Genomic DNA, 25764 nt, shown 5'->3' on the forward strand with positions numbered 1-25764 from the left:
TCAGGCGGAGGCCATGGCCCGCCCGCCATGTCTAGTGCGCCGCCGGCGCGCCCTCAGGGGGAATGTCCATGAAGCTGGGGACCGCGGCGTTGTAGCTGTCGCGCCAGCCCAGATCGACGACCACGTCCTGGTGGCCCTGCCACATCATGTGCACGGCCACGTAAAGCACGATCACCAGGCCGATGTAGCCAATCCAGCGGTACTTGTGCAGCAGCCGCGCGATGGCGTGGGCGGCGACCCCCATCAGGGCGATCGACAGCAACAGGCCGAAGATCAGGACTGTCGGATGCTCGCGCGCCGCGCCGGCGACGGCCAGGACGTTGTCCAGCGACATCGAGATGTCCGCGACGAGGATCTGGATGAAGGCGGCCTTGAAAGATTTGGCCTTCTTGACCGCGGGCTCGGTGGTCGGATCGTCGTCCATCGCCGCGGCGGCGTCGGCTTCGTCCTGCGCGGCCTGGTCGCGCATTTCATTCCACATCTTCCAGCAGACCCACAGCAACAGCAGGCCGCCGGCGAACAGCAGGCCTATGATGCCCAGGAGCTGGGTCGTGACGAGGGCGAAGGCGATGCGGGTGATGACCGCGGCGATCAAGCCGACGAAGATCGCCTTCTTGCGCTGTTCCGGCGGCAGGCCGCCGGCCGCCAGGCCCACGGCCACGGCGTTGTCGCCGGCCAGGACCAGATCGATCATCAGCACCTGAAGGAGGGCGGTGAAGGCGGCGGGATTGAACAGTTCAGCGATCATAAGTTTCTCATTGCTTCAGTCGCGGCCAGCTCGCAACTGCGCAGTCCTCAGGCCCGGCGTCTGGTCTGTGACGTTTCGTAAAGGGCGACCGCCGCCGCCGCGGAGACGTTGAGGCTCTCAAAGCCGCCCGGCATGGGGATTTTCGCCAGTGTGTCGCAGTGCTCGGCCACCAGCCGGCGAAGGCCCTCCCCCTCGGACCCGAGCACGATCACCACAGCGGAGCCGTCCAGCGAATCAGCCAGCGAATCCTGGGCCTCGCCGGCTAGGCCGATCGTCCGCCAGCCGGCCTCGCTCAACTCCTCCAGGGCGCGCGACAGGTTGACGACGCGGGCGGTGGGCACGCGCTCGACGGCGCCGGCGGCGGCCTTCGCCACCGTGCCGGTGAACTGCGGCGCATGGCGGTCCTGCAGCACCAGGCCCTTGGCGCCGAACGCCGCGGCCGAGCGCAGGATCGCGCCGACGTTCTGCGGGTCGGTCACCTGGTCGAGCATCAGGAGCACCGCGCCTGGCTCGGCGACGAAGTCCGTCAGGTCTGCAGGCTCCAGCAAAGGCGCCTTAAGGGCGATTCCCTGGTGAACGGCGCTCGCCGGCAGCAGTTGTGCGAACCGATTGTTGTCGACGATCTCGTGGGTGGGCAGTGTCTTGAAGCGTCCGCTCAAGGTCTTGGCGCGATCAGCGGTGAGGTAGAGAATCTCGGGAGTACGGGCGGGATTTACGAGGGCCGCCTCCACCGCATGCAGGCCCCACAGCCAGTCTTCCGAGGCCTTCTCCGAGGGCCGATCGGGCCGGCCATGAGGGCGTGGTTTAAAGCCTCGTTTCGGCGCGTTGCGTTCGTGGGACGAGGACACTATAAGACGCGCTCCAAATTGGGGCCCCCCGGCGGGACCGCTGCTTCACAAGACCTTGGACGGGGCTCTTAGCACCGCTGCAGGGTTGGGGCGGAGGTCTTTATCGGACGGGTGTCAATCGCTCCGGCGCTTGGGGGAATGTCCCGAGTGGCAAAGGGGGGGGACTGTAAATCCCCTGGCGTACGCCTTCGTAGGTTCGAGTCCTACTTCCCCCACCACGCGCCGGTAGCGAAAGACCTTTAAGGAGTTCCGGCCTCGACCGGGGAGGCGGGTATAGCACAATGGTAGTGCAGCAGCCTTCCAAGCTGAGGATGCGGGTTCGATTCCCGCTACCCGCTCCAGACTCCGAACCGCCCGCCCTGCAACAGAACAAGCGCCTCTAGGATCGATCAATGGCCAAGGAAAAGTTCGAACGTAATAAGCCGCACTGCAACATCGGCACGATTGGTCACGTTGACCATGGCAAGACGACGCTGACGGCTGCGATCACGATCACGCTGGCGAAGTCCGGTGGTGCGACGGCGAAGGCGTATGCGGATATTGATGCGGCGCCGGAAGAGAAGGCGCGTGGCATCACGATCAACACGGCGCACGTGGAATATGAGACGGCGAACCGTCACTACGCGCACGTCGACTGCCCTGGTCACGCTGACTATGTGAAGAACATGATCACGGGTGCGGCGCAGATGGACGGCGCGATCCTGGTGGTTTCGGCCGCTGACGGTCCGATGCCGCAGACGCGCGAGCACATCCTTCTGGCCCGTCAGGTCGGCGTGCCGGCTCTGGTGGTGTTCATGAACAAGGTCGACATGGTCGACGACGAAGAGCTTCTGGACCTGGTCGAGATGGAGGTTCGCGAACTTCTGTCGTCGTATCAGTTCCCGGGCGATGACATCCCGATCACCAAGGGCTCGGCTCTGGCGGCGGTTGAGGGCAAGACGCCGGCGATCGGCGAAGAGGCGATCCTGGCGCTGATGGCTTCGGTTGACGCCTACATCCCGCAGCCGGAGCGTCCGGTGGACCTGCCGTTCCTGATGCCGGTGGAAGACGTCTTCTCGATCTCGGGCCGCGGCACGGTTGTGACCGGCCGGATTGAAAAGGGCATCGTGAAGGTCGGTGAGGAAGTCGAGATCGTCGGCATCCGTCCGGTCCAGAAGACGACCTGCACGGGCGTCGAGATGTTCCGCAAGCTGCTGGACCAGGGCCAGGCCGGCGACAACGTGGGCGTGCTGCTGCGCGGCACCAAGCGTGAAGACGTCGAGCGCGGTCAGGTTCTCTGCAAGCCGGGTTCGATCACGCCGCACACGAAGTTTGTGGCGGAAGCCTACATCCTGACGAAGGAGGAGGGCGGTCGTCACACGCCGTTCTTCACCAACTATCGTCCGCAGTTCTACTTCCGCACGACGGATGTGACGGGGATCATCAAGCTGCGCGAAGGCGTGGAGATGATCATGCCGGGCGACAACGCCGAGCTGGACGTCGAGCTGATCACCCCGATCGCCATGGACCAGGGCCTGCGCTTCGCCATTCGCGAAGGCGGCCGTACGGTCGGCGCGGGCGTCGTCTCGAAGATCGTCGAGTAATCGACCCAGCCCACGGCTGGAACGACAAGGCCCGCCGGAGCAATCCGGCGGGCCTTTTGCTTAGGCCGCCTGGTTCGGCTCCGGCGCCTCTCGGTTCGGCGCGCCGGTGGCGGGATCGGTGGCGGTCTTCGACGTCTTCGCGCCGCCGCCGGCCGGCTCCGTCGCCGGCCGTGGCGGGCTGCCGGGCTTCTGCTGGTCGTCGCGGTTGCGATCGTCGCTCTGGCTGGCGGGCATGATTTGTCTCCAGGGTTGGCCTGGGAAACGACGGCCGCGCCGCTTCGATCCTCGGCAGCGCTTGAAACATCGGGAGGATTGCGGCATAGCGCTCAACGTCCATCCCGACATCGTTGAGCCGTCTTCTACGCCCTCTGGGCGCGAGGCCTGCTCCCCGGAAGAGGGGCGGACGGACGCGTAGGAGTGTAGCTCAGCTGGTAGAGCATCGGTCTCCAAAACCGAGGGCCGGGGGTTCGAGTCCCTCCACTCCTGCCATCCTTCTCCCCATATAGGTCGCGACGCCGGCAAGGCCGGTCCGCCAGAAGTTTTAGAGAGCAGTCGACTTGGCCAGGAAACCGGGCTCCACCCCGCAAGCGATCAGGAACCGCGCCGCGCGTACGGCGGCGGCCATGACGCCCGCTGGCGCAGCCGCCGCCCCCGCCGCGCCGAAGAAGCCTTTCAATCCTGGGCAGTTCGCCAAGGAAGTGCGCGCCGAAGCGCGCAAGATCACCTGGACGACCCGCAAGGAGACCTGGATCACCTCCGTCATGGTGGCGATCATGGTCGTGATGGCCTCGGTCTTCTTTCTCGTGGTCGATTTTCTTCTCAGCCAGGGCGTTACGCAGATCCTGAAGCTGGCGAACGCTGGATAAATTCGAAATGTCTGAAGCGCCCCAACCCGCCGCCAACCCGCGCCACAAGTGGTACATCGTCCACGCCTACTCGAACTTCGAGGGCAAGGTGAAGGACTCGATCCTGGAGCAGGCCAAGTCCCAGGGGCTGGAGGAGAACTTCTCCGAAGTCCTCGTGCCGACTGAAGCGGCCACCGAGATCCGCCGTGGTCGCAAGATCGATGTCCAACGCAAGTTCTTCCCGGGCTACGTCCTGGTGAAGATGGAGCTGACCGACGAGGCCTACCACCTCATCAAGAACACGCCGAAGGTCACCGGTTTCCTGGGCAGCCAGAACAAGCCGCAGCCGGTCACCGAAAAGGAAGTGGCCCGCATCATCGGCGCCATCGAAGAGGGCGTGGAGCGGCCGAAGCCGACCATCACCTTCGAGATCGGCGAGCAGGTCCGCGTCACCGACGGCCCGTTCGCCAGCTTCAACGGCTCGGTCGAACAGGTCGACGAGGAGCGCACCCGCCTGCGTGTCACCGTTTCGATCTTCGGTCGCGCCACCCCCGTCGAACTCGAATACGGCCAGGTCGAAAAGATCGGCTGATGTCGCGGGCGAGGGCAGGCCGGCTTGCCGCCGGCGCCTTCGCCTGATACACGCCCGCCCTTCGCGCGGTTCGCCGTGGCGAAACCCAAATCCGTGGGAGGGGCTGCAAGCCATACCCCGCACCACGGCTCAACCGTCCGGACCCCGGACATCATGAGGACAACATGGCCAAGAAAATCTTGGGCTACATCAAGCTGCAGGTGCCCGCGGGCTCTGCGACGCCTTCGCCGCCGATCGGTCCGGCGCTGGGCCAGCGTGGCGTGAACATCATGGGCTTCTGCAAGGAGTTCAATGCGCGCACCGAGAAGGAACAGAAGGGCACCCCCCTGCCGACGGTCATCACCGTCTATCAGGACAAGTCGTTCACCTTCGTCACCAAGACTCCGCCGGCGACCTTCTTCATCAAGCAGGCCCTCGGCCTGAAGTCGGGCGCCAAGACGACCGGCCGTGAAGTCATTGGCAAGATCACCCGCGAGCAACTGCGCGACATCGCCGAAAAGAAGATGAAGGACCTCAACGCCAACGACGTCGAGTCCGCTTCGCGCATCATCGAGGGCTCGGCCCGTTCGATGGGCCTGCAGATCGTGGAGGCCTAAGACCATGGCAAAGCAACCCAAGCGCGCCCAAGCCTTCGCCGGCGACCGTCAGGTCGTCCTCGGTGTCGAAGAGGCCGTGAAGCTGGTGAAGCAGAACGCCACCGCCAAGTTCGACGAAAGCGTCGAGATCGCCGTCAACCTGGGCGTCGACCCGCGCCACGCCGACCAGCAGGTCCGCGGCGTGGTCAACCTGCCTTCGGGCACCGGCCGCGACGTCCGCGTCGCCGTCATCGCCAAGGACGCCAAGGCCGCTGAAGCCACCGCGGCCGGCGCTGACATTGTCGGCACCGAGGATCTCGTCGAGCGCATCCAGGGCGGCTTCATGGATTTCGACCGCGTGATCGCTACGCCGGACATGATGGCCCTCGTGGGTCGCCTGGGTAAGGTCCTGGGCCCCCGCGGCCTGATGCCGAACCCGCGCGTCGGCACTGTGACGCCGAACGTCGGCCAAGCCGTGAAGGACGCCAAGGGCGGCGCCATCGAGTTCCGCACCGAAAAGACCGGCATCATCCATGCTGGCGTCGGCAAGACCTCGTTCACTGACGAGCAGATCCTGGCCAACGTCCGCGCCCTGGTCGATGCCCTCAACCGCGCCAAGCCGACCGGCGCCAAGGGCACCTACATCAAGAAGATCAGCCTCTCCTCGACCATGGGTCCGGGCGTGAAGGTGGAAGTGGCCTCGTTCTCGGCCGCCTGATTGAAATAGCGGCGCGGCTCCTGTAAGAGCCGCGCCTTCTAGAGTTTCGCTGTCTTGCAAGAGACGGCGAGGAGGGGGCGAAGACGATCTCGCCCCGCTCCTGTCCAAGAACCGCGTAGCCACCGGGGTCACCGGCGGTCGTAACGCAGAGGCGGGCCCGCCTCTGGTCGTGGGGAGACGGGATGATGAGGTTCACGCTGGCGCTTCGCCGGCGCTGATCCTGCGGATTTCCCATCGGACAGGCGAGTAACCGGCGTGCGCGCTCGTGCGTGCGTCGAACCTGAGTATGGAGACCGCAATGGACCGCGCTCAAAAGCAGGAAGCCATCGAGACGCTCAAGGGCGATTTCGCGGGCGCCGGCGCCGTGGTCGTGACCCACTACATGGGTCTGACCGTTGCGGAAATGACCGATCTGAGGCTGCGCCTGCGCGAGCAGGGCGCTCAGCTGAAGGTGGTGAAGAACACCCTGGCCACCAAGGCTCTGGACGGTTCGGTCGGCGAAGCGGGCGACGCCCTCTTCAAGGGCCCTGTCGCCATCGCCTTCGCGCCGGACCCCGTCTCCGCCGCCAAGATCACGACCCAGTACGCCAAGGAGAACGACAAATTCTCCGTCATCGGCGGCCTCATGGGTCAGCAGGTCCTCGACAAGACCGCGGTGAGCTCGCTCGCCACGCTCCCGTCGCTGGATCAGCTCCGCGCCAAGCTCATCGGCCTCGTCCAGACGCCCGCGACCAAGATCGCCGGCGTGCTGCAGGCTCCGGGCGGCGCAGTGGCCCGCGTCATCAGCGCCTACGCTGAAAAGAACGCGGCTTGATCGTTCAATTCCTCGACACACCTCAACCATTCCAAAGGACTAAATCAAATGGCTGCTAACCTCGAAAAGCTGGTCGAAGACCTCTCGGCCCTGACCGTTCTTGAAGCTTCGGAACTCTCCAAGCTGCTGGAAGACAAGTGGGGCGTCTCGGCCGCCGCGCCGGTCGCCATGGCCGCCGCCGCCCCGGCCGCCGCCGCTGAAGCCGTCGAAGAGCAAACCGAGTTCACCGTTGTTCTGACCGCCGGTGGCGACAAGAAGATCAACGTGATCAAGGAAGTCCGCGGCGTCCGTCCGGACCTCGGCCTGAAAGAAGCCAAGGACCTGGTCGAAGCCGCCCCGACCAACGTCAAGGAAAACGTCTCCAAGCAAGAAGCTGAAGAGATCAAGAAGAAGCTGGAAGAAGCCGGCGCTTCGGTTTCGATCAAGTAAGACTGCTTTCCTCACGGAAATCGAAGAGGCCGTCGGGGCGACCCGGCGGCCTTTTTCGTTGGGTTGTTCCTCGCGACTCGCGGCCTCGCAGGGAGGATGAAATCCCCCCTTCCAATTCCTTTCGATCGGGCCTATCTACGCTCCCTCGCGAAATTTCTGATTCCTGCGCCTGCAGGCTCGCGCGCGTCGATACTCCGAGGCACGGCCCTAGCCCCTCAGCCGTGCGAGGGAGCGCTCCCCACGTCAGCGGGAGCACCTCCAGCGTCCGACGGCGAAAGCCGTCCGGGGTGGACGCAGGATGATAATCGCGACGCCGGGAAACCGTTCCTGGCTGTCCATAAGGGATAAAAATGGCTCAGTCCTTCACCGGCAAGAAGCGGATCCGCAAGTCTTTCGGCCGCATCCCCGAAGCCGTGCAGATGCCGAACCTGATCGAGGTCCAGCGGTCTTCCTACGAGCAGTTCCTGCAGCGCGAGACGCGCGCGGCGGACCGCCGTGAGGAAGGCGTCGAAGCGGTCTTCAAGTCCGTCTTCCCGATCAAGGACTTCAACGAGCGCGCCGTCCTCGAATACGTCTCCTACGAGTTCGAGGAGCCGAAGTACGACGTCGAGGAATGCGTTCAGCGCGACATGACCTACGCCGCGCCTCTGAAGGTGAAGCTGCGCCTCATCGTGTTCGAAACCGACGAGGAAACCGGCGCCCGTTCGGTCAAGGATATCAAGGAACAAGACGTCTACATGGGCGACATCCCGCTCATGACGGAGAAGGGCACCTTCATCGTCAACGGGACTCAGCGCGTCATCGTCTCGCAGATGCACCGTTCGCCGGGCGTCTTCTTCGACCATGACAAGGGTAAGACCCACGCCTCGGGCAAGCTCCTCTTCGCCGCCCGGGTGATCCCCTACCGCGGCTCGTGGCTCGACTTCGAGTTCGACGCCAAGGACATCGTCTTCGTCCGCATCGACCGCCGCCGCAAGCTGCCGGCCACCACCTTCCTGATGGCCCTGGGCATGGACGGTGAAGAAATCCTCTCCACCTTCTACCAGACGCTCGCCTACGAGCGCCGCACCGCCAAGGACGGCTCCTACGGCTACGCCACCGCCTATCGTGCGGAACGCTGGCGCGGCGCCAAGCCGGACTTCCCGCTGATCGACGCCGACACCGGCGAAGAAGTGGCGCCGGCGGGCCAGAAGATCTCGGCGCGTAACGCCAAGCGCATGGCCGACAACGGTTTGACGACCCTGCTGCTGCCGGCTGAAGCCCTGAACGGCAAGTACCTGGCGCGCGACCTGGTCAATATGGAAACCGGCGAGATCTACGCCGAAGCCGGCGACGAGCTCGACCCCACGGTCATCGAGACCCTCGCGGGCCAGGGCTTCGAAAGCCTCGACGTCCTCGACATCGACGACTTCACCATCGGCGCCTACATCCGCAACACCCTGCGGGTCGACAAGAACACCGTCCGCGAGGACGCCCTGTTCGACATCTATCGCGTCAAGCGCCCGGGTGAGCCGCCGACCGTTGAAGCGGCCGAAGCCATGTTCAAGTCGCTGTTCTTCGACAGCGAGCGCTACGACCTGTCCTCGGTCGGCCGCGTGAAGATGAATATGCGCCTCGAACTCGATTGCCCCGACGACATGCGCGTCCTGCGCAAGGAAGACGTGCTGGCGGTCTTGCAGACCCTGGTCGGCCTGCGCGACGGTCGCGGCGAAATCGACGACATCGACAACCTCGGCAACCGCCGGGTCCGTTCGGTGGGCGAACTGCTGGAAAACCAGTACCGCGTCGGCCTGCTGCGCATGGAACGCGCCATCAAGGAGCGCATGAGCTCGGTCGATATCGACACGGTCATGCCGCACGACCTGATCAATGCGAAGCCCGCGGCCGCGGCCGTGCGTGAATTCTTCGGCTCCTCGCAGCTGTCGCAGTTCATGGACCAGACGAACCCGCTGTCGGAAATCACCCACAAGCGTCGCCTCTCGGCGCTTGGCCCGGGCGGCCTGACCCGCGAGCGCGCCGGCTTCGAAGTCCGCGACGTGCACCCGACCCACTACGGCCGGATCTGCCCGATCGAGACGCCGGAAGGCCCGAACATCGGCCTGATCAACAGCCTCGCGACCCACGCGGTGGTCAACAAGTACGGCTTCATCGAGAGCCCGTACCGCCGCATCAAGGACGGCAAGACCACTGAAGAGGTGGTCTACATGTCGGCGATGGAAGAGGCCAAGCACGTCATCGCCCAGGCCAACATCAAGCTGAAGGACGGCGAGATCGTCGATGATCTGGTCCCCGGCCGGATCAACGGCGAACCCTCGCTGCTGCCCAAGGCCGACGTCGATCTGATGGACGTGTCGCCGAAGCAGGTCGTCTCGGTCGCTGCGTCTCTGATCCCGTTCCTCGAAAACGATGACGCCAACCGCGCCCTCATGGGCTCGAACATGCAGAAGCAGGCCGTGCCGCTCATCCAGTCGGATGCGCCGCTGGTCGGCACCGGCATGGAGGCGATCGTCGCCGTCGATTCCGGCGCCGTCGTCGTGGCCAAGCGCCCCGGCGTCATCGAGCAGATCGATGGCACCCGGATCGTCATCCGCGCCACGGAAGAGACCGACCCCACCAAGGCCGGCGTCGATATCTATCGGCTGCAGAAGTTCCAGCGCTCCAACACCTCGACCTGCATCAACCAGCGACCGCTGGTGCGCGTGGGCGACCGAGTGAAGGCCGGCGACGTCATCGCTGACGGCCCGTCGACCGAGTTGGGCGAACTGGCGCTGGGCCGCAACACCCTCGTCGCCTTCATGCCTTGGAATGGCTACAACTTCGAAGACTCGATCCTGATCTCCGAGCGGATCACCCGCGACGACATCTTCACCTCGATCCACCTCGAGGAATTCGAAGTCATGGCCCGCGACACCAAGCTGGGCCCGGAAGAGATCACCCGCGATATCCCGAACGTCGGCGAGGAAGCGCTCCGCAACCTCGACGAAGCCGGCATCGTGGCGATCGGCGCCGAAGTCCTGCCGGGCGACATCCTGGTCGGCAAGGTGACGCCGAAGGGCGAGAGCCCGATGACGCCGGAAGAAAAGCTCCTGCGCGCCATCTTCGGTGAGAAGGCCTCCGACGTCCGTGACACCTCGCTGCGTCTGCCGCCGGGCGTGGCGGGCACCATCGTCGAAGTCCGCGTCTTCAACCGCCACGGCGTCGATAAGGACGAGCGCGCCATGGCCATCGAGCGCGCGGAGATCGACCGCCTGGGCAAGGACCGCGATGATGAATTCGCGATCCTGAACCGCAACATGACCACGCGTCTGCGCCAGCTGCTGACGGGCAAGAACGCCGTTTCGGGTCCGAAGGGCCTGGGCCGCGGCGAGATCAGCGCCGACAAGCTGGAGGAGATTGCGCCCGGCCTGTGGTGGCAGATCGCCGTCGACGACGAAAAGGCCATGGCCGAGCTGGAGGCCCTGCGCCGTCAGTTCGACGAGGCCCGCAAGCGTCTGGACAGCCGCTTTGAAGACAAGGTCGACAAGCTGCAGCGCGGCGACGAGCTGCCGCCTGGCGTGATGAAGATGGTCAAGGTGTTCGTGGCGGTGAAGCGCAAGCTTCAACCCGGCGACAAGATGGCCGGCCGTCACGGCAACAAGGGCGTCATCTCCAAGATCTTGCCGGTCGAGGACATGCCGTACCTGGAAGACGGCACCTCGGTGGACATCGTGCTGAACCCGCTGGGCGTGCCGTCGCGCATGAACGTTGGTCAGATCTTCGAAACCCACCTGGGCTGGGCCTCGGCCAACCTCGGCAAGCAGGTCGCGCGCCTGCTCGAAGATTGGCAGAACGGCGGCCAGCGCGCGGCTCTGATCGATTACCTCGCCGGCATCTACGGTCCGGAAGAAGAACTGCCGGAGAGCGATGAGGAGCTGCTGGAGCTCGCCCGCAACCTGTCGAAGGGCATTCCGTTCGCCACCCCGGTGTTCGACGGCGCCCACATCGACGACATCGAGAACCTGCTCGAAAAGGCGGGCGTCGCACGGTCGGGCCAGTCGTACCTCTACGACGGCCAGTCGGGCGAACGCTTCAAGCGTCCGGTCACGGTCGGCTACATCTACATGCTGAAGCTGCACCACCTGGTCGATGACAAGATCCACGCTCGCTCGATTGGCCCGTACTCCCTCGTCACCCAGCAACCGCTGGGCGGCAAGGCGCAGTTCGGCGGTCAGCGCTTCGGGGAAATGGAAGTGTGGGCTCTGGAAGCCTACGGCGCGGCCTACACCCTGCAGGAAATGCTGACGGTGAAGTCCGACGACGTGGCCGGCCGGACCAAGGTCTACGAGTCCATCGTCCGCGGCGACGACGCGTTCGAGGCGGGCATTCCGGAGAGCTTCAACGTGCTCGTCAAGGAAATGCGCTCGCTCGGCCTGAACGTCGAGTTGGAGAACGGCTGACGGTTTTCCCCTCCCTGGCCCCAGCGGGCCGGGGAGGGCGCCATCGCCCGTCTTCCCTTTGAATTTGCGCGGGGATGCTCCCGCAGAAGGAACCAAGATGAACCAGGAAGTCCTGAACATCTTCAATCCGGTCCAGGCCGCCCCGACCTTCGACCAGATCCGTATCGCGTTGGCTTCGCCGGAAAAGATCCGCTCGTGGTCGTTCGGCGAGATCAAGAAGCCTGAAACCATCAACTACCGCACGTTCAAGCCGGAACGTGACGGCCTGTTCTGCGCGCGCATCTTCGGTCCGACGAAGGACTACGAGTGCCTGTGCGGCAAGTACAAGCGGATGAAGTACAAGGGTATCATCTGCGAAAAGTGCGGCGTTGAAGTCACCCTGGCCCGCGTCCGTCGCGAGCGCATGGGTCACATCGAACTGGCCAGCCCGGTCGCCCACATCTGGTTCTTGAAGAGCCTGCCGTCGCGCATCGCCTTGATGCTCGACATGGCCCTGAAGGACATCGAGCGCGTCCTCTACTTCGAATACTACATCGTCACCGAGCCGGGCCTGACCCCGCTGAAGCAGCACATGCTGCTCTCGGAAGATGACTACATGCGCTACCAGGAGGAGTTCGGCGACGACAGCTTCACCGCCGAGATCGGCGCTGAGGCGGTCCAAGGCCTGCTCAAGGCGCTCGACCTCAACAAGGTCGCCGACCAGCTCCGCGAAGAGCTCGTCACCGCCACCTCCGAGATCAAGCTCAAGAAGGCGTCCAAGCGCCTGAAGCTCATCGAGAGCTTCATCGAGAGCAACAACAAGCCCGAGTGGATGATCCTGACGGTCGTGCCGGTCATTCCGCCGGAACTGCGCCCGCTGGTGCCGCTGGACGGCGGCCGCTTCGCGACCTCCGACCTGAACGATCTCTATCGCCGGGTCATCAACCGCAACAACCGCCTGAAGCGCCTGATCGAGCTGCGCGCGCCGGACATCATCATCCGCAACGAAAAGCGGATGCTGCAGGAAGCCGTCGACGCCCTGTTCGACAACGGCCGTCGCGGCCGCGTCATCACCGGCGCCAACAAGCGTCCGCTGAAGTCGCTCGCGGACATGCTGAAGGGCAAGCAAGGCCGCTTCCGCCAGAACCTGCTCGGCAAGCGCGTCGACTACTCGGGTCGTTCGGTCATCGTCGTCGGCCTGGAACTCAAGCTGCACGAGTGCGGCCTGCCGAAGAAGATGGCGCTCGAGCTGTTCAAGCCCTTCATCTATGCGCGGCTTGACGCCAAGGGCCTGTCGGGCACCGTCAAGCAGTCCAAGCGGATGGTGGAACGCGAACAGCCGGCCGTCTGGGACATCCTGGACGAGGTGATCCGCGAGCACCCGGTGCTGCTGAACCGCGCGCCGACGCTTCACCGCCTGGGCATCCAGGCCTTCGAGCCCAAGCTGATCGAAGGCAAGGCGATCCAGCTGCACCCGCTGGTCTGCGCGGCCTTCAACGCCGACTTCGACGGCGACCAGATGGCCGTCCACGTGCCGCTCTCGCTGGAAGCCCAGCTGGAAGCGCGCGTGCTGATGATGAGCACGAACAACATCCTGTCGCCGGCCAACGGCAAGCCGATCATCGTGCCGTCGCAGGATATCGTTCTGGGTCTCTACTACCTGTCGCTGCTGCGCGACGGCGAGCCGGGTGAAGGCAAGGCGTTTTCCGATCTCAACGAGATCGACCAGGCGCTCGACGCCGGGGTGGTCTCGCTGCACTCGAAGATCCGCGCCCGTCACTCGGAAATGGACGCCGACGGTAATCTGGTCCGCAAGGTGATCGACACCTCGCCAGGTCGGATGAAGATCGCGGCACTGTTCCCGCATCACCCGGCCGTGGGTCACCGCCTTCTGGAGAAGAACCTCACCAAGAAGGAAATCGGCAACCTGATCGACACCGTCTATCGGCACTGCGGTCAGAAGGCGACGGTGATCTTCGCCGACCAGATGATGGGCCTGGGCTTCCGCGAGGCGGCCAAGGCCGGCATCTCGTTCGGCAAGGACGACATCGTCATTCCGCAACGCAAGGCGCCGATCGTCGCCGAGACCCGCGCATTGGTCGAAGAGTACGAGCAGCAATATGCTGACGGCCTCATCACCAAGGGCGAGAAGTACAACAAGGTCGTCGACGCCTGGGCCAAGGCCACCGATCGCGTCGCCGACGAGATGATGGCCGAGGTCTCCACCGCGGCGAAGGACGAGAACGGGCGTGAGCTCGAGATCAACTCGATCTTCATGATGAGCAACTCCGGCGCCCGCGGTTCGCAGGCCCAGATGAAGCAACTCGGCGGGATGCGCGGCCTCATGGCCAAGCCGTCCGGCGAGATCATCGAGACGCCGATCATTTCGAACTTCAAGGAAGGCCTCACCGTCCAGGAGTACTTCAACTCCACCCACGGCGCCCGTAAGGGCCTGGCCGACACCGCGCTGAAGACCGCCAACTCCGGCTATCTGACGCGTCGTCTGGTCGACGTGGCCCAGGACTGCATCATCACCCAGGAAGACTGCGGCACCACGCGCGGCATCACGCTGCGCGCTGTGGTCGAGGGCGGCGACGTCCTGGTTTCGCTGGGCCTGCGCATCCTTGGCCGCTTCGCCGCTGAAGACATCAAGGACCCGAACACCAACGAGGTCATCGTTCCCGCCGACACCTATCTCGACGAGAACATGGTCGATGTGGTCGAAGGCGCGGCGGTCCAGTCGGTGAAGATCCGCTCGGTTCTGACCTGCGAAGCCGACACCGGCGTCTGCGGCGCCTGCTACGGCCGCGACCTGGCTCGCGGCACGCCGGTCAACATCGGTGAAGCGGTCGGCGTCATCGCCGCCCAATCCATCGGCGAGCCGGGCACCCAGCTGACGATGCGGACCTTCCACATTGGCGGCACCGCCCAGGTGGCCGAGCAGTCCTTCTTCGAAAGCGGCAACGACGGCGTGGTCAAGATCAGCGGCGGCAACACGGTGACCAACGCCGAGGGCCACCTGATCAGCATGAGCCGCAACCTCTCGCTGATCGTCATGGTCGATGGCAAGGAGCGGGAATCCTACAAGCCGACCTATGGCGCGCGCCTGCGCGTCAAGGACGGCGAGAAGGTCAAGCGCGGTCAGCGCCTGGCCGAATGGGACCCCTACACCACCCCGATCATCACCGAAGTCGCCGGCCGCGTGCGGTTCGAAGACCTGGTGGAGAACATGTCGGTCCGCGAGGAAGCCGACGAGGCCACGGGCATCACCAACCGCGTCATCATCGACTGGCGCGCGTCGGCCAAGGCGTCCGACCTTCGACCGGCCATGGCGGTCATCGACGCGGACGGCGCCTACATGCGCATCTCCAACGGCGGCGAGGCGCGTTACCTCCTGCCGGTGGGCGCGGTTCTGTCCATCGGTGACGGCGACGAAGTGAAGCCGGGCGAAGTCATGGCGCGGATCCCCACGGAAAGCGCCAAGACCCGCGACATCACCGGCGGTCTGCCGCGGGTGGCCGAGCTGTTCGAGGCGCGTCGTCCGAAGGACTGCGCGGTCATCGCCGAGATGGACGGCCGGGTCGAGTTCGGGCGCGACTACAAGAACAAGCGCCGGATCAAGATCACGCCGGAAGACGGCGGCGAGGCGGTCGAGTTCCTCATCCCCAAGGGCAAGCACATCGCCGTCCACGACGGCGACGTGATCCGCAAGGGCGAGTACATCATCGACGGCAACCCGGACCCGCACGATATCCTGCGCATCCTCGGGATCGAGGCGCTGGCCGACTTCCTGGTGAACGAGATCCAGGAAGTCTACCGACTGCAGGGCGTGCCGATTAACGACAAGCACATCGAAACGATCGTTCGTCAGATGTTGCAGAAGGTCGAGATCATGGAGCCGGGCGACACGGGCCTCCTCAAGGGCGACCACCTGGACAAGGTGGAAGTCGATGCGGAGAACGTGAAGGCCGAGGCCCGTGGCGGTCGCGCTGCGGTGACGCAGCCGGTCCTGCTGGGCATCACCAAGGCGAGCCTGCAGACCCGCAGCTTCATCTCGGCGGCCTCCTTCCAGGAGACGACCCGCGTCCTGACGGAGGCCTCCGTCCAGGGCAAGGTCGACACCCTCGAAGGCCTCAAGGAGAACGTGATCGTCGGCCGGCTCATTCCGGCGGGCACCGGCTCCTATCTGCGCAGCCTCCAGCGCATCGCCGCCAAGCGCGACGAAGTGCTCACGGCCAGCCGTGAAGAGGCCATGGAGCCCCTGCCGGAAGCCATCGCCGTTGACGCCGAGGCCGAGACGGCCGGGTCCTGATCGCAGGCTTGACCCCTTGAAGACAGAGCGGCCCGGGAGCGATCCCGGGCCGTTTTCTGTTGCGCCGCGCTCTAGCCTCGAACCGCAGGGTCGCGGTAGGCTCCGCCCAGGTTTGCTGGGGGCGTACTGTGAAACTCTTCTTGAGCGCGGCGGCGGCGTTGATGGTCGCAAGCGCCGCGCAGGCCGCGCCGCCGCCGGCCGAGGCCTTCGGGCGCTTGCCGGACATTGAAGACATCGACATGTCGCCCAACGGTCGACGCATCGCAATTCTGGGCGGTCCGGACGGGAAGCGCGGCGTGACCGTCGCGACAATCGATGACGCGGATTTGCCCAACTTTCCGATCGGCGACATTGAGCCGGTAAGCCTGCTCTGGGCAGGTGATGATCATGTGATCGCCCGGATCGCGACATGGCGCAAAATCGATGCGCGCCACAATTACCGCTTCGAACGCAATCTCTCTATCAACCCCTCGACCAAGTCGATGGTCTGGCTGCTCAACAATGACGAAGCATCGATCTACCTAACAGAGCAGCCCATCATGCAGGTCGTCCCTGGCCCGCCCCTCCGCCTTGTTGTGAGAGGTCTCGTCTTCTCACAAGGGCCGAGTTCGTCATTAAACACCAAGTTGGAACGCAAGGGCGTCGACAGCCCGTTTCTGGCGGCGCTGTGGAACGTGGATCCGGTCACAGGGCGCGGTCGCCTGCTTGAGCGCGGCACCTATGATACTGTCAGCTGGCGGGTGGGCATGGACGGCGCGCCTCGATTGCGCGTTGATATCGATGAGTTGAACCACAAATTCACGCTGCTTGGTCGTCCGATAGGCGGCGGCAACTACTTCGTGGTTACGACCGGGCCGCTCGACACCATTGAGAGGTTCCATGGCTTCTCCGATCCGGAGGATGCCGTGTATCTGATGGACGGCGATCAACTCACCAGGCGCAACCTCACGACGGGTGTCGTCGAGCCTGTCGGCAAGCCGGATCCACGCCATCCTTACATCTCATATGATCCCAATACCGACGCGCCGGTGACGCTGAAGGTGGGCAACGATGTTATCGCCTGGCTAGACAAGGATCTCGAAGGCGTCCACGCGGCGCTGCAGAAGGTATTCAAGGGGCGGTCTGTCTACCTCTATGATTGGGCCACCGACCGAAACCGATTGGTGATCAATGTCGATGGCTCGGCGTCTCCAACGGAGTGGTATCTCTTCGATCGCACGCGGAAGGAGCTATCTCCCCTTGGCGCAGACTATCCGGACCTAGCCTCCGTCGCCTTGGGTAAGCTTAGAACTTTCACCTATAAGGCGCGTGACGGGCTTGAGATCGAAGCCTTTCTCACAATGCCGCCAGGCGCGGCCGCGGCCAACGCTAAGGCGCCCCTTATTGTCCTGCCCCACGGCGGCCCACAGGCTCAGGACAGCCTGGATTTCGATTTCATCGTCCAGTTCTTGGCGACCCGCGGCTATGCAGCCCTGCAACCGCAGTTTCGCGGCTCCACCGGGTATGGCGAGGCCTTCCGTCTCGCTGGCCGTGGAGAATGGGGCGGCAAGATGCAAACCGACCTGCTTGACGCCGTCGCCGCGGCGGCGGTGAGCGGTGATATCGACCCCAATCGCGCCTGTATTGTCGGCGCGAGCTTCGGTGGTTACGCAGCCATGGCGGGCGCCGCCTTCCACCCCGACGCCTATCGCTGCGCCGCGGCGATCGCCGGAGTCTCGGACCTGGGACTCTTGCTCGGTGAGAACGTCAATCTTTACGGCAAGGATTCCGCGGCGCAGGAGCAGTTGCGCGTCATGCTCGGCCAGTCGACATCGCAAAAGCTGGCGTCGACGTCTCCGGCCCAGCATGCGGGCGATATCAAGATCCCACTCCTGCTGATTCACGGGGATCAGGACACCGTGGTGCCGCCTGAACAATCAGAGGTCATGGTCAAGGCGATGAGGGCGGCGAACCGGCCCGTGGAGTATGTCGTCATGGTCGGCGAGAACCACTACCTGACCAAATCGGCCACCCGCACCCAGATGCTGAAGTCGCTGGAAGCCTTCCTCGCCAAGAACCTGCCGGTCACGCAGTAGGATGCGGCCCACGCTTAGGGCGCTCTCGTTTGCGGCCCTGATCCTGGCCGCGTCAGACAGCGCCGCTCAGACAGCGACCGTGGCGCCCACGCCCGCTGCGGCGTTCGGTCGGATCCCGCAGGTCCAGCAGGCCACGATCTCGCCGGACGGCGCGAAGATCGCCGTGCTGGGCGGGGCGGGCGATCAGCGCGCGATCACCCTCGCCACGATTGATCAGCCCGGTCTGCCGACCCTGGCGCTCGGCGAAACGGAGGCGCTTTCGATCCGGTGGGCCGGGGAAAACCTCCTGATCCAGGTGGTCATCCCCTTCACGCGGCCGGGACAGCCCCGTGATCGCTATCGCCTGGAGCGCTGGCTGTCGGTGAACTCGCAGGGCCAAGTCGTCGCCGACATGCTCGACAACCATCCGGCGTCAGAGCTTTTCCTTGGACGACCCCTGGTCGATGTCACCGAAACTACGCCCGTCCGCGCGCTGATGCTGGGCGCCGCGGGCTCGCCTGACCAATTTGGCCATCTCCGCCGCGGCCTCTGGTCTGTCGATGTGAAGTCCGGACACGGCAGGCTCGTCGATAGCGGCTCCCGGTCCACCTACAATTGGGAAATCGACGCGGCGGGCGCTCCGCGCGTCAGGCTTGACTACGGATACGTCTACGTCCGCAAGGACGGCCAGACCATCTGGTCCATCGCGCTGGACCAAGCCCGTGACCCTGCGCTCTCTTATCTAGGCTACGTGGAGGGACCGCCCTCGGTGATCCTGGGCTCGAAGCGCGACGGCGCTTATCGGATCCTGCGCCGCGACATCACCACGGGCGCCGAGCAGACCCTGTGGGAGGGCGCCTCGCCCGCGACGCCCCTATGGTCGCCGTCCCATCGCGCCATGGCGGGCGTATCGACCCTCGTGGACGGGCGTGCGACGCCGCAGTGGTTCGACAAGGAGGTCGGCGAAGTTCACCGGTCGCTTTCAGCAGCGGTGGCGCCCACGCGCGTCAACCTGGTGGATTGGTCGGCCGATCGCAGCCGGTTCATCGCGCGAATCCAGGCCGCTGACGGACCCGGCGGTTGGTTCCTGTTCGACCGCGCCGCCAAGGCGCTGTCCCCGCTAGGGCTGGAGTATCCCGAGCTGCAGGGCGTTCGTCTTGGCGAGACGCGGGCGCTGTCCCTAGCGATGCCTGGGGGTCGATATGCCGAGGCCTATCTGACCTTGCCGCCGCCGGGCGCAAGGCTTGGAAAGCCGCCCTTGATCGTCATTCCCCACTTGGGCGCGTTGAGTGAGGCCGAAGCGTCGTTCGACTACCTGAGCGCCTTTCTGGCCTCCCGGGGCATGGCGGTCTTGCGGGTCCGGCTCAGCATTCCGACCCTCACGCCCGTTGATGGAAAGTCGATGGTGGAGAAGGTCTTCATCAGGCTGGAAAATGACCTTGTGGTCGCCGTCGACCAGGCCGCCTTGCTCGCTGACGTCGACGCCGGCAGCACCTGCGTGATCGGCCGCGCCGAGAGCGGATACTTCGCGCTCCTGACGGCGACGCTGCACAGCGACCGTTACCGCTGCGTGGCCACGGTCGGCGCCTGGACCGATCTCGGGCTGGTGCGCGCCGGTCAGGTGCGGCTCTTCGGCGACCGCTACATGCCCTACTTGCTCGACCGGCTGAGCGACGCGCCGAAAGACGAGATAGAGCGGATTTCACCACTGAAGCGGGCCGCGGCGTTCAAGGCCCCCGCGCTCTTGATCCACACACAGGAAGACACGGTCATTCCGGTCGTTCATGCGCGGCAGATGGCGGCGGCGCTGAGTGCGGCGCACCGCCCGGTGGAGCTAGTCCTGCTGCCGGGCGACGATCACAGCCTGCTGAGCTCGACCAATCGCACGAAGATGCTCACGACGCTGGAAGCCTTCCTCGCCAAGAACCTGCCAGCCGCGCCTCAGTAGCTACCGCGGCTTCCAGGGTTGCAGGGTGCTCTTGCTGGGCGGGGTCGCGCCCACGGCCATCGGCGCCTCGCGCTCGCGACGCTGGAGGTCGGCCTGAGCCGCGGCGCGGTCGTAGAGGATTGTCTTGTCGGAGGGCAGGGCGAGGCCTGTCGGCGGGGCTGCGCGGGCCGCGGCCGCCAGTTGCTGTTCGCAAGCTTCGCGCTCGTCGCGGGTCAGGTTGAAGGCGTCGGGGTCGCCGCAGCCCAGGCGCGCCCGCCACAACGCCGCCACCTGGGCCGAGCGAAGGTCAGCCTCGATGGTCTCGCGCGGCTCCGCGCCGGGCGCCTTGGGCTCGGCCTTGGGTTGGGGGTGCTCGGTGACCAGCGGAGGCACGTCCACCCGCGCTCCGGCCGGGCGCAGCAGCCGGCGGTGCAGACGGATGGGATCGCCCGGCGGTCCGCCCGGCGTCTTCGGCGGCGACCTTGGGGCGATCAGGATCGGGATGATCGGCTCCGGTGGCCCGGCCACGCCGCGCGGCGTCACCAGTGTCGGCGCCTGCACAGCGACGACCGCCAGCAGCCCGAGGTGAGCGACCACCGACAGGGTTCCGATCGCAATCCGACCCGCCCGTCCTCCGGCCCGTCTGGCCCTCGACATACCGCTCCTGTTCGTCCGAGAGCGTGACAGCTTCAACTGGAAGCTGGTTGAAGCGCACGTCATGCTCTCAATGTTGAAGATAGACCCTTTGGCCCGGATCGGGCGAATCCGCCTCATCCGGAAGGGTCTAGCTTGGCCTTGGTCGCCGCGGCTTCCGGCGTTTTCGTGGCGAAGTGTATCTCAGCCTTCCGTTCCGCACGCTGCGACCTAGATATGACGGCGAAAGGACACCCTCTCATGCCGCTCTTGCTTTGCCCCAACTGCAACGCCTCCATGCAGGCCGTGAACCGCTCCGGCGTCGAACTGGATATCTGCCCGACCTGCCGCGGCGTCTGGCTGGATCGCGGTGAGCTGGAGAAGATCCTGGGCGATGAACGCCAGGCCCGGGAGGCCGATCACGACGACCGCCGCCGCTTCGACCGCGAGGTCGACGACTTCCGCCGCGACCCCGACGACTGGCGCAAGCGCCACCCCCTGGACCCGCGCGACAACCGCCACGCCTATGAAGGCGATCGCTATCGGAAGAAGAAGAAGGGATTCGACATCTTCGATATCTTCGACTGAGCGAGGGCGACGTTGACGTTCGAGGCCATTCCGACTATCTAGCCCGCTCTTTCGAGGCGGGGATTCCATCTCCCTGCCCGGCAGGTCGCTTCCGTCGGCGCGCAGAGGTACTCGGCGCCGGCGGGTTTTTGCGTTCTGGCGGAGCTTCGTAAAGACCCGACACCTATAGGACCCATCGAGGCGCCTCGGCCAAACGGCACACGCCTCCGCGAAGCGAGATTAGATGCCCACAGTTAACCAACTCATCCGCAAGCCGCGTCAGGACAAGCCGACGCGGAACAAGGTGCCGGCCCTTAAGGGTTGCCCGCAACGTCGCGGGGTCTGCACCCGGGTCTATACGACGACGCCGAAGAAGCCGAACTCGGCGCTTCGTAAGGTCGCCAAGGTCCGTCTGACCACCGGCATCGAAGCCGTGTGCTACATCCCGGGCGAAGGCCACAACCTGCAGGAGCACTCCGTGGTGCTGATCCGCGGCGGCCGCGTGAAGGACCTTCCGGGCGTCCGTTACCACATCCTGCGCGGCGTTCTGGACACCCAGGGCGTCAAGGACCGTAAGCAGCGCCGGTCGCTCTACGGCGCCAAGCGTCCGAAGTAAGGAACAGCAAGAATGTCCCGTCGCCGTAAAGCCGATAAGCGTGAAGTTCTGCCGGATCCGAAGTTCGGGGATCTCACGCTCACCAAGTTCATGAACTACGTGATGTACGAGGGCAAAAAGGCCGTCGCCGAAAACATCATGTATGGCGCTTTCGACATCCTCGAAGCCAAGCGCAAGGACCAGGGCCCCCTGGAAACCTTCCACGCCGCGCTCGACAACGTCGCGCCCTCGATCGAAGTCCGCTCCCGCCGGGTCGGCGGCGCGACCTATCAGGTCCCGGTCGAAGTTCGTCCCGATCGCCGCAAGGCGCTCGCCATCCGTTGGCTGGTGACCGCGGCGCGCAAGCGCGGCGAGAACACCATGACCGAGAAACTGGCCGGCGAACTGCTGGATGCTTCGTCCAATCGCGGCTCGGCCGTGAAGAAGCGCGAAGACACCCACAAGATGGCCGAGGCCAACCGCGCCTTTTCCCACTACCGCTGGTAATTCCCAGCCCTACATAGTGGGCTTCCCCACGACGCTTTCAGGGGCGGGCGGTTTGCGTTAAACCGCCCGCGCCGTCGTTCAGAAGCCCGCATTCGCTAAACCGTCACGCCTCCAAACGTCAGAGCCCGCCATGCCCCGCGTCAATAAGATCGAAGACTACCGCAACTTCGGAATCATGGCCCACATCGATGCGGGCAAGACGACGACGACTGAGCGGATCCTCTACTACACCGGCAAGAGCCATAAGATCGGTGAAGTCCACGATGGCGCGGCCACCATGGACTGGATGGAGCAGGAGCAGGAACGCGGCATCACCATCACGTCGGCCGCGACGACCGCGTTCTGGAACGACAAGCGCCTGAACATCATCGACACCCCCGGGCACGTGGACTTCACCATCGAAGTCGAACGCTCGCTTCGCGTTCTCGACGGTGCGGTGACGGTGCTGGACGGCAACGCCGGCGTTGAGCCGCAGACCGAAACCGTCTGGCGTCAGGCCGACAAGTACAAGGTTCCGCGGATCGTCTTCGTCAACAAGATGGATAAGATCGGCGCCGACTTCGACAAGTCGGTTGAGAGCATTCGCGACCGCCTGGGCGCGAAGGCCGTGCCGATCCAACTGCCGATCGGCTCGGAAACGAACCTTAAGGGCCTGGTCGACCTGGTCCGCATGAAGGCCGTGGTCTGGGACAACGACGGTCTGGGCGCGAACTTCCGCGACGAAGAAATTCCCGCCGACCTGAAGGAAAAGGCCGAGGCGGCCCGCTCCTACATGATCGAAAACGCCGTCGAACTCGATGACGAGGCGATGGAAGCCTATCTGTCGGGTGAAGAGCCGTCCGAAGCGACGATCAAGAAGTGCCTGCGTAAGGCCGTTCTGACCGGCGCCTTCTACCCGATCCTCTGCGGCTCGGCCTTCAAGAACAAGGGCGTTCAGCCCCTGCTCGACGCCGTCGTCGACTACCTGCCGTCGCCGCTGGACATCCCGCCGACGCCGGGCATCGACTTCCGCACCGAAGAGCCGGTCGTGCGCCATGCTTCGGACGAAGAGCCCCTGTCGGTTCTGGCGTTCAAGATCATGGACGACCCCTTCGTGGGCTCGCTGACCTTCTGCCGCATCTATTCGGGCAAGCTCGAAACCGGCATGGGCCTCTTGAACTCCACCCGCGACCGTAAGGAACGCGTGGGCCGCATGCTGCTCATGCACTCCAACAACCGCGAAGACATCAAGGAAGCTTACGCCGGCGACATCGTCGCCCTGGCTGGCTTGAAGGACACGCGTACCGGCGACACCCTGTGCGATCCGTCCAAGTCGCCGGTGATCCTGGAGCGCATGGAGTTCCCGGCGCCCGTCATCGAAATCGCCGTGGAGCCCAAGTCCAAGGCCGACCAGGAAAAGCTGGGCGTCGCCCTGGCCAAGCTGGCCGCCGAAGATCCGTCCTTCACGGTCTCGACCGACCACGAAAGCGGCCAGACCATCCTCAAGGGGATGGGCGAGTTGCACCTGGACATCAAGATCGACATCCTGAAGCGCACCTACAAGGTGGAAGCCAACATCGGCGCGCCGCAGGTGGCTTACCGTGAAAGCCTCGGCCGCAAGGCGGAGATCGACTACACGCACAAGAAGCAGACCGGCGGCACGGGCCAGTTCGCCCGCGTGAAGCTGCTGTTCGAACCGGGCGAGCCGGGTTCGGGCTTCGTCTTCGAAAGCGGCATCGTCGGCGGCGCGGTCCCGAAGGAATACATCCCGGGCGTCCAGAAGGGTCTGGAGTCGGTGAAGGACAACGGCCTGCTGGCCGGCTTCCCGCTCATCGACTTCAAGGCGACCCTGATCGACGGCGCCTACCACGACGTCGACTCCTCGGTGCTGGCCTTCGAAATTGCGTCGCGCGCCGCCTTCAAGGAGCTGCGTGAAAAGGGTTCGCCCAAGCTGCTCGAGCCGATCATGAACGTCGAGGTCGTGACCCCGGAAGAGTACCTGGGTTCGGTCATCGGCGACTTGAACGGTCGTCGCGGTCAGATTCAGGGCCAGGACGTGCGCGGCAACGCCATCGTCATCAACGCCTTCGTGCCGCTGGCGAACATGTTCGGCTATGTGAACAACCTTCGCGGGATGTCGCAGGGCCGCGCGGCCTTCACCATGCAGTACGACCACTACGACCCGGTGCCGCAAGCCGTCGCCGACGAAGTCATCAAGAAATACGCCTAACCCAATCCAACCCTAGTTTAGAGGACAGGCCCGGACAGGGCTGGAGCTTGAAATGGCCAAGGAAAAGTTCGAACGTAACAAGCCGCACTGCAACATCGGCACGATTGGTCACGTTGACCATGGCAAGACGACGCTGACGGCTGCGATCACGATCACGCTGGCGAAGTCCGGTGGTGCGACGGCGAAGGCGTATGCGGATATTGACGCGGCGCCGGAAGAGAAGGCGCGTGGCATCACGATCAACACGGCGCACGTGGAATATGAGACGGCGAACCGTCACTACGCGCACGTCGACTGCCCTGGTCACGCTGACTATGTGAAGAACATGATCACGGGTGCGGCGCAGATGGACGGCGCGATCCTGGTGGTTTCGGCCGCTGACGGTCCGATGCCGCAGACGCGCGAGCACATCCTTCTGGCCCGTCAGGTCGGCGTGCCGGCTCTGGTGGTGTTCATGAACAAGGTCGACATGGTCGACGACGAAGAGCTTCTGGACCTGGTCGAGATGGAGGTTCGCGAACTTCTGTCGTCGTATCAGTTCCCGGGCGATGACATCCCGATCACCAAGGGCTCGGCTCTGGCGGCGGTTGAGGGCAAGACGCCGGCGATCGGCGAAGAGGCGATCCTGGCGCTGATGGCTTCGGTTGACGCCTACATCCCGCAGCCGGAGCGTCCGGTGGACCTGCCGTTCCTGATGCCGGTGGAAGACGTCTTCTCGATCTCGGGCCGCGGCACGGTTGTGACCGGCCGGATTGAAAAGGGCATCGTGAAGGTCGGTGAGGAAGTCGAGATCGTCGGCATCCGTCCGGTCCAGAAGACGACCTGCACGGGCGTCGAGATGTTCCGCAAGCTGCTGGATCAAGGTCAAGCCGGCGACAACGTGGGCGTGCTGCTGCGCGGCACCAAGCGCGAAGATGTCGAGCGCGGTCAGGTTCTCTGCAAGCCGGGTTCGATCACGCCGCACACGAAGTTCGTGGCGGAAGCCTACATCCTGACGAAGGAAGAGGGCGGTCGTCACACGCCGTTCTTCACCAACTATCGTCCGCAGTTCTATTTCCGCACGACGGATGTGACGGGGATCATCAAGCTGCGCGAAGGCGTGGAAATGATCATGCCGGGCGACAACGCCGAGCTGGACGTTGAGCTGATCACCCCGATCGCCATGGACCAGGGCCTGCGCTTCGCCATTCGCGAAGGCGGCCGTACGGTCGGCGCGGGCGTCGTCTCCAAGATCGTCGAGTAATCGACCCAGCCCACGGCTGGAACGACAAGGCCCGCCGGAGCAATCCGGCGGGCCTTTTGCTGTCTGGAGCCTGGCCCCACTCCACCGTGTACGGTGTAGCGCCAGCCCGCCTTACGCTTCTCGAAGCAACATGGCATCCCGGGGCCAGGT

At 64.7% G+C, this 25764-nt stretch carries 20 protein-coding genes and 3 tRNA genes; 19 read left to right on the plus strand and 4 right to left on the minus strand.

Annotated features, from left to right (window positions below):
• Positions 1-31: 31 nt before the first annotated feature.
• Together BN1313_RS08280 and rlmB are read right to left on the minus strand one after the other, a co-directional pair.
• The gene (locus BN1313_RS08280) at positions 32-748 is read right to left on the minus strand and encodes a TerC family protein (protein WP_091738945.1); all 717 of its coding nucleotides are present in this window, start codon (positions 746-748) and stop codon (positions 32-34) included.
• A gap of 47 nt (positions 749-795) precedes the next feature.
• Positions 796-1596: a 23S rRNA (guanosine(2251)-2'-O)-methyltransferase RlmB gene (rlmB, locus tag BN1313_RS08285; protein WP_091738948.1), complete on the minus strand. Its 801-nt coding sequence runs from the start codon at positions 1594-1596 to the stop codon at positions 796-798.
• Positions 1597-1728: 132 nt separating this feature from the next.
• On the opposite strand from rlmB, the gene BN1313_RS08290 reads away from it, so the two are divergent.
• The 3 genes from BN1313_RS08290 (at position 1729) to tuf (BN1313_RS08300) (ending at position 3179) form a co-directional block, all read left to right on the plus strand.
• Positions 1729-1814 (plus strand) — tRNA-Tyr (locus BN1313_RS08290).
• Between the two features lie 49 nt (positions 1815-1863).
• A tRNA-Gly gene (locus tag BN1313_RS08295) sits at positions 1864-1937 on the plus strand.
• 51 nt (positions 1938-1988) lie between these two features.
• Positions 1989-3179 (plus strand): elongation factor Tu, encoded by a 1191-nt coding sequence (gene tuf, locus BN1313_RS08300; protein WP_091738951.1) that lies wholly within the window; start codon positions 1989-1991, stop codon positions 3177-3179.
• A gap of 60 nt (positions 3180-3239) precedes the next feature.
• Here tuf (BN1313_RS08300) and BN1313_RS16545 read toward each other — a convergent pair whose 3' ends face one another.
• Positions 3240-3413 (minus strand): hypothetical protein, encoded by a 174-nt coding sequence (locus BN1313_RS16545; RefSeq protein ID WP_176695947.1) that lies wholly within the window; start codon positions 3411-3413, stop codon positions 3240-3242.
• Between the two features lie 179 nt (positions 3414-3592).
• On the opposite strand from BN1313_RS16545, the gene BN1313_RS08305 reads away from it, so the two are divergent.
• The 11 genes from BN1313_RS08305 (at position 3593) to BN1313_RS08355 (ending at position 19881) form a co-directional block, all read left to right on the plus strand.
• A tRNA-Trp gene (locus tag BN1313_RS08305) sits at positions 3593-3668 on the plus strand.
• A gap of 68 nt (positions 3669-3736) precedes the next feature.
• Entirely contained in the window at positions 3737-4045 is a 309-nt protein-coding gene (gene secE, locus BN1313_RS08310) for a preprotein translocase subunit SecE (RefSeq protein ID WP_245620145.1), read from the plus strand.
• A gap of 7 nt (positions 4046-4052) precedes the next feature.
• A complete protein-coding gene (gene nusG / locus BN1313_RS08315; RefSeq protein ID WP_091738957.1) occupies positions 4053-4616 on the plus strand; it encodes a transcription termination/antitermination protein NusG in 564 nt (187 codons plus the stop codon).
• 164 nt (positions 4617-4780) lie between these two features.
• Positions 4781-5212: a 50S ribosomal protein L11 gene (gene rplK / locus BN1313_RS08320; protein ID WP_091738960.1), complete on the plus strand. Its 432-nt coding sequence runs from the start codon at positions 4781-4783 to the stop codon at positions 5210-5212.
• A 4-nt stretch (positions 5213-5216) separates the two neighbouring features.
• A complete protein-coding gene (gene rplA, locus BN1313_RS08325) occupies positions 5217-5909 on the plus strand; it encodes a 50S ribosomal protein L1 (RefSeq protein ID WP_091738963.1) in 693 nt (230 codons plus the stop codon).
• Positions 5910-6207: 298 nt separating this feature from the next.
• The gene (rplJ, locus tag BN1313_RS08330; RefSeq protein ID WP_091738966.1) at positions 6208-6723 is read left to right on the plus strand and encodes a 50S ribosomal protein L10; all 516 of its coding nucleotides are present in this window, start codon (positions 6208-6210) and stop codon (positions 6721-6723) included.
• A gap of 48 nt (positions 6724-6771) precedes the next feature.
• Positions 6772-7152 (plus strand): 50S ribosomal protein L7/L12, encoded by a 381-nt coding sequence (gene rplL / locus BN1313_RS08335; RefSeq protein ID WP_091738968.1) that lies wholly within the window; start codon positions 6772-6774, stop codon positions 7150-7152.
• Positions 7153-7502: 350 nt separating this feature from the next.
• A complete protein-coding gene (rpoB, locus tag BN1313_RS08340) occupies positions 7503-11588 on the plus strand; it encodes a DNA-directed RNA polymerase subunit beta (RefSeq protein ID WP_091738971.1) in 4086 nt (1361 codons plus the stop codon).
• Positions 11589-11685: 97 nt separating this feature from the next.
• Complete coding sequence (rpoC, locus tag BN1313_RS08345; protein ID WP_091738974.1) at positions 11686-15879, plus strand: DNA-directed RNA polymerase subunit beta'; 4194 nt, start codon at positions 11686-11688, stop codon at positions 15877-15879.
• Positions 15880-16007: 128 nt separating this feature from the next.
• A complete protein-coding gene (locus tag BN1313_RS08350; protein WP_141653105.1) occupies positions 16008-17954 on the plus strand; it encodes an alpha/beta hydrolase family protein in 1947 nt (648 codons plus the stop codon).
• Between the two features lies 1 nt (position 17955).
• Entirely contained in the window at positions 17956-19881 is a 1926-nt protein-coding gene (locus BN1313_RS08355) for an alpha/beta hydrolase family protein (protein ID WP_091738980.1), read from the plus strand.
• Here BN1313_RS08355 and BN1313_RS08360 read toward each other — a convergent pair whose 3' ends face one another.
• Positions 19882-20457: a hypothetical protein gene (locus BN1313_RS08360; protein ID WP_091738983.1), complete on the minus strand. Its 576-nt coding sequence runs from the start codon at positions 20455-20457 to the stop codon at positions 19882-19884.
• A 297-nt stretch (positions 20458-20754) separates the two neighbouring features.
• Between BN1313_RS08360 and BN1313_RS08365 the strand changes: the two genes are divergently transcribed.
• The 5 genes from BN1313_RS08365 (at position 20755) to tuf (BN1313_RS08385) (ending at position 25614) form a co-directional block, all read left to right on the plus strand.
• Complete coding sequence (locus tag BN1313_RS08365) at positions 20755-21081, plus strand: TFIIB-type zinc ribbon-containing protein (protein WP_091738986.1); 327 nt, start codon at positions 20755-20757, stop codon at positions 21079-21081.
• Positions 21082-21304: 223 nt separating this feature from the next.
• The gene (gene rpsL / locus BN1313_RS08370; RefSeq protein WP_091738989.1) at positions 21305-21676 is read left to right on the plus strand and encodes a 30S ribosomal protein S12; all 372 of its coding nucleotides are present in this window, start codon (positions 21305-21307) and stop codon (positions 21674-21676) included.
• A gap of 12 nt (positions 21677-21688) precedes the next feature.
• Positions 21689-22162 carry a 30S ribosomal protein S7 gene (rpsG, locus tag BN1313_RS08375; protein ID WP_091738993.1) on the plus strand — a complete coding sequence of 158 codons (474 nt, stop codon included), beginning with the start codon at positions 21689-21691 and terminating at the stop codon, positions 22160-22162.
• A 130-nt stretch (positions 22163-22292) separates the two neighbouring features.
• Positions 22293-24371 carry an elongation factor G gene (gene fusA, locus BN1313_RS08380; RefSeq protein ID WP_091738996.1) on the plus strand — a complete coding sequence of 693 codons (2079 nt, stop codon included), beginning with the start codon at positions 22293-22295 and terminating at the stop codon, positions 24369-24371.
• A gap of 52 nt (positions 24372-24423) precedes the next feature.
• Positions 24424-25614 carry an elongation factor Tu gene (gene tuf / locus BN1313_RS08385; RefSeq protein WP_091738951.1) on the plus strand — a complete coding sequence of 397 codons (1191 nt, stop codon included), beginning with the start codon at positions 24424-24426 and terminating at the stop codon, positions 25612-25614.
• Positions 25615-25764: the final 150 nt, after the last annotated feature.

It is taken from the genome of Phenylobacterium immobile (ATCC 35973), assembly GCF_001375595.1.
In the GTDB taxonomy this organism is placed as follows: domain Bacteria; phylum Pseudomonadota; class Alphaproteobacteria; order Caulobacterales; family Caulobacteraceae; genus Phenylobacterium; species Phenylobacterium immobile.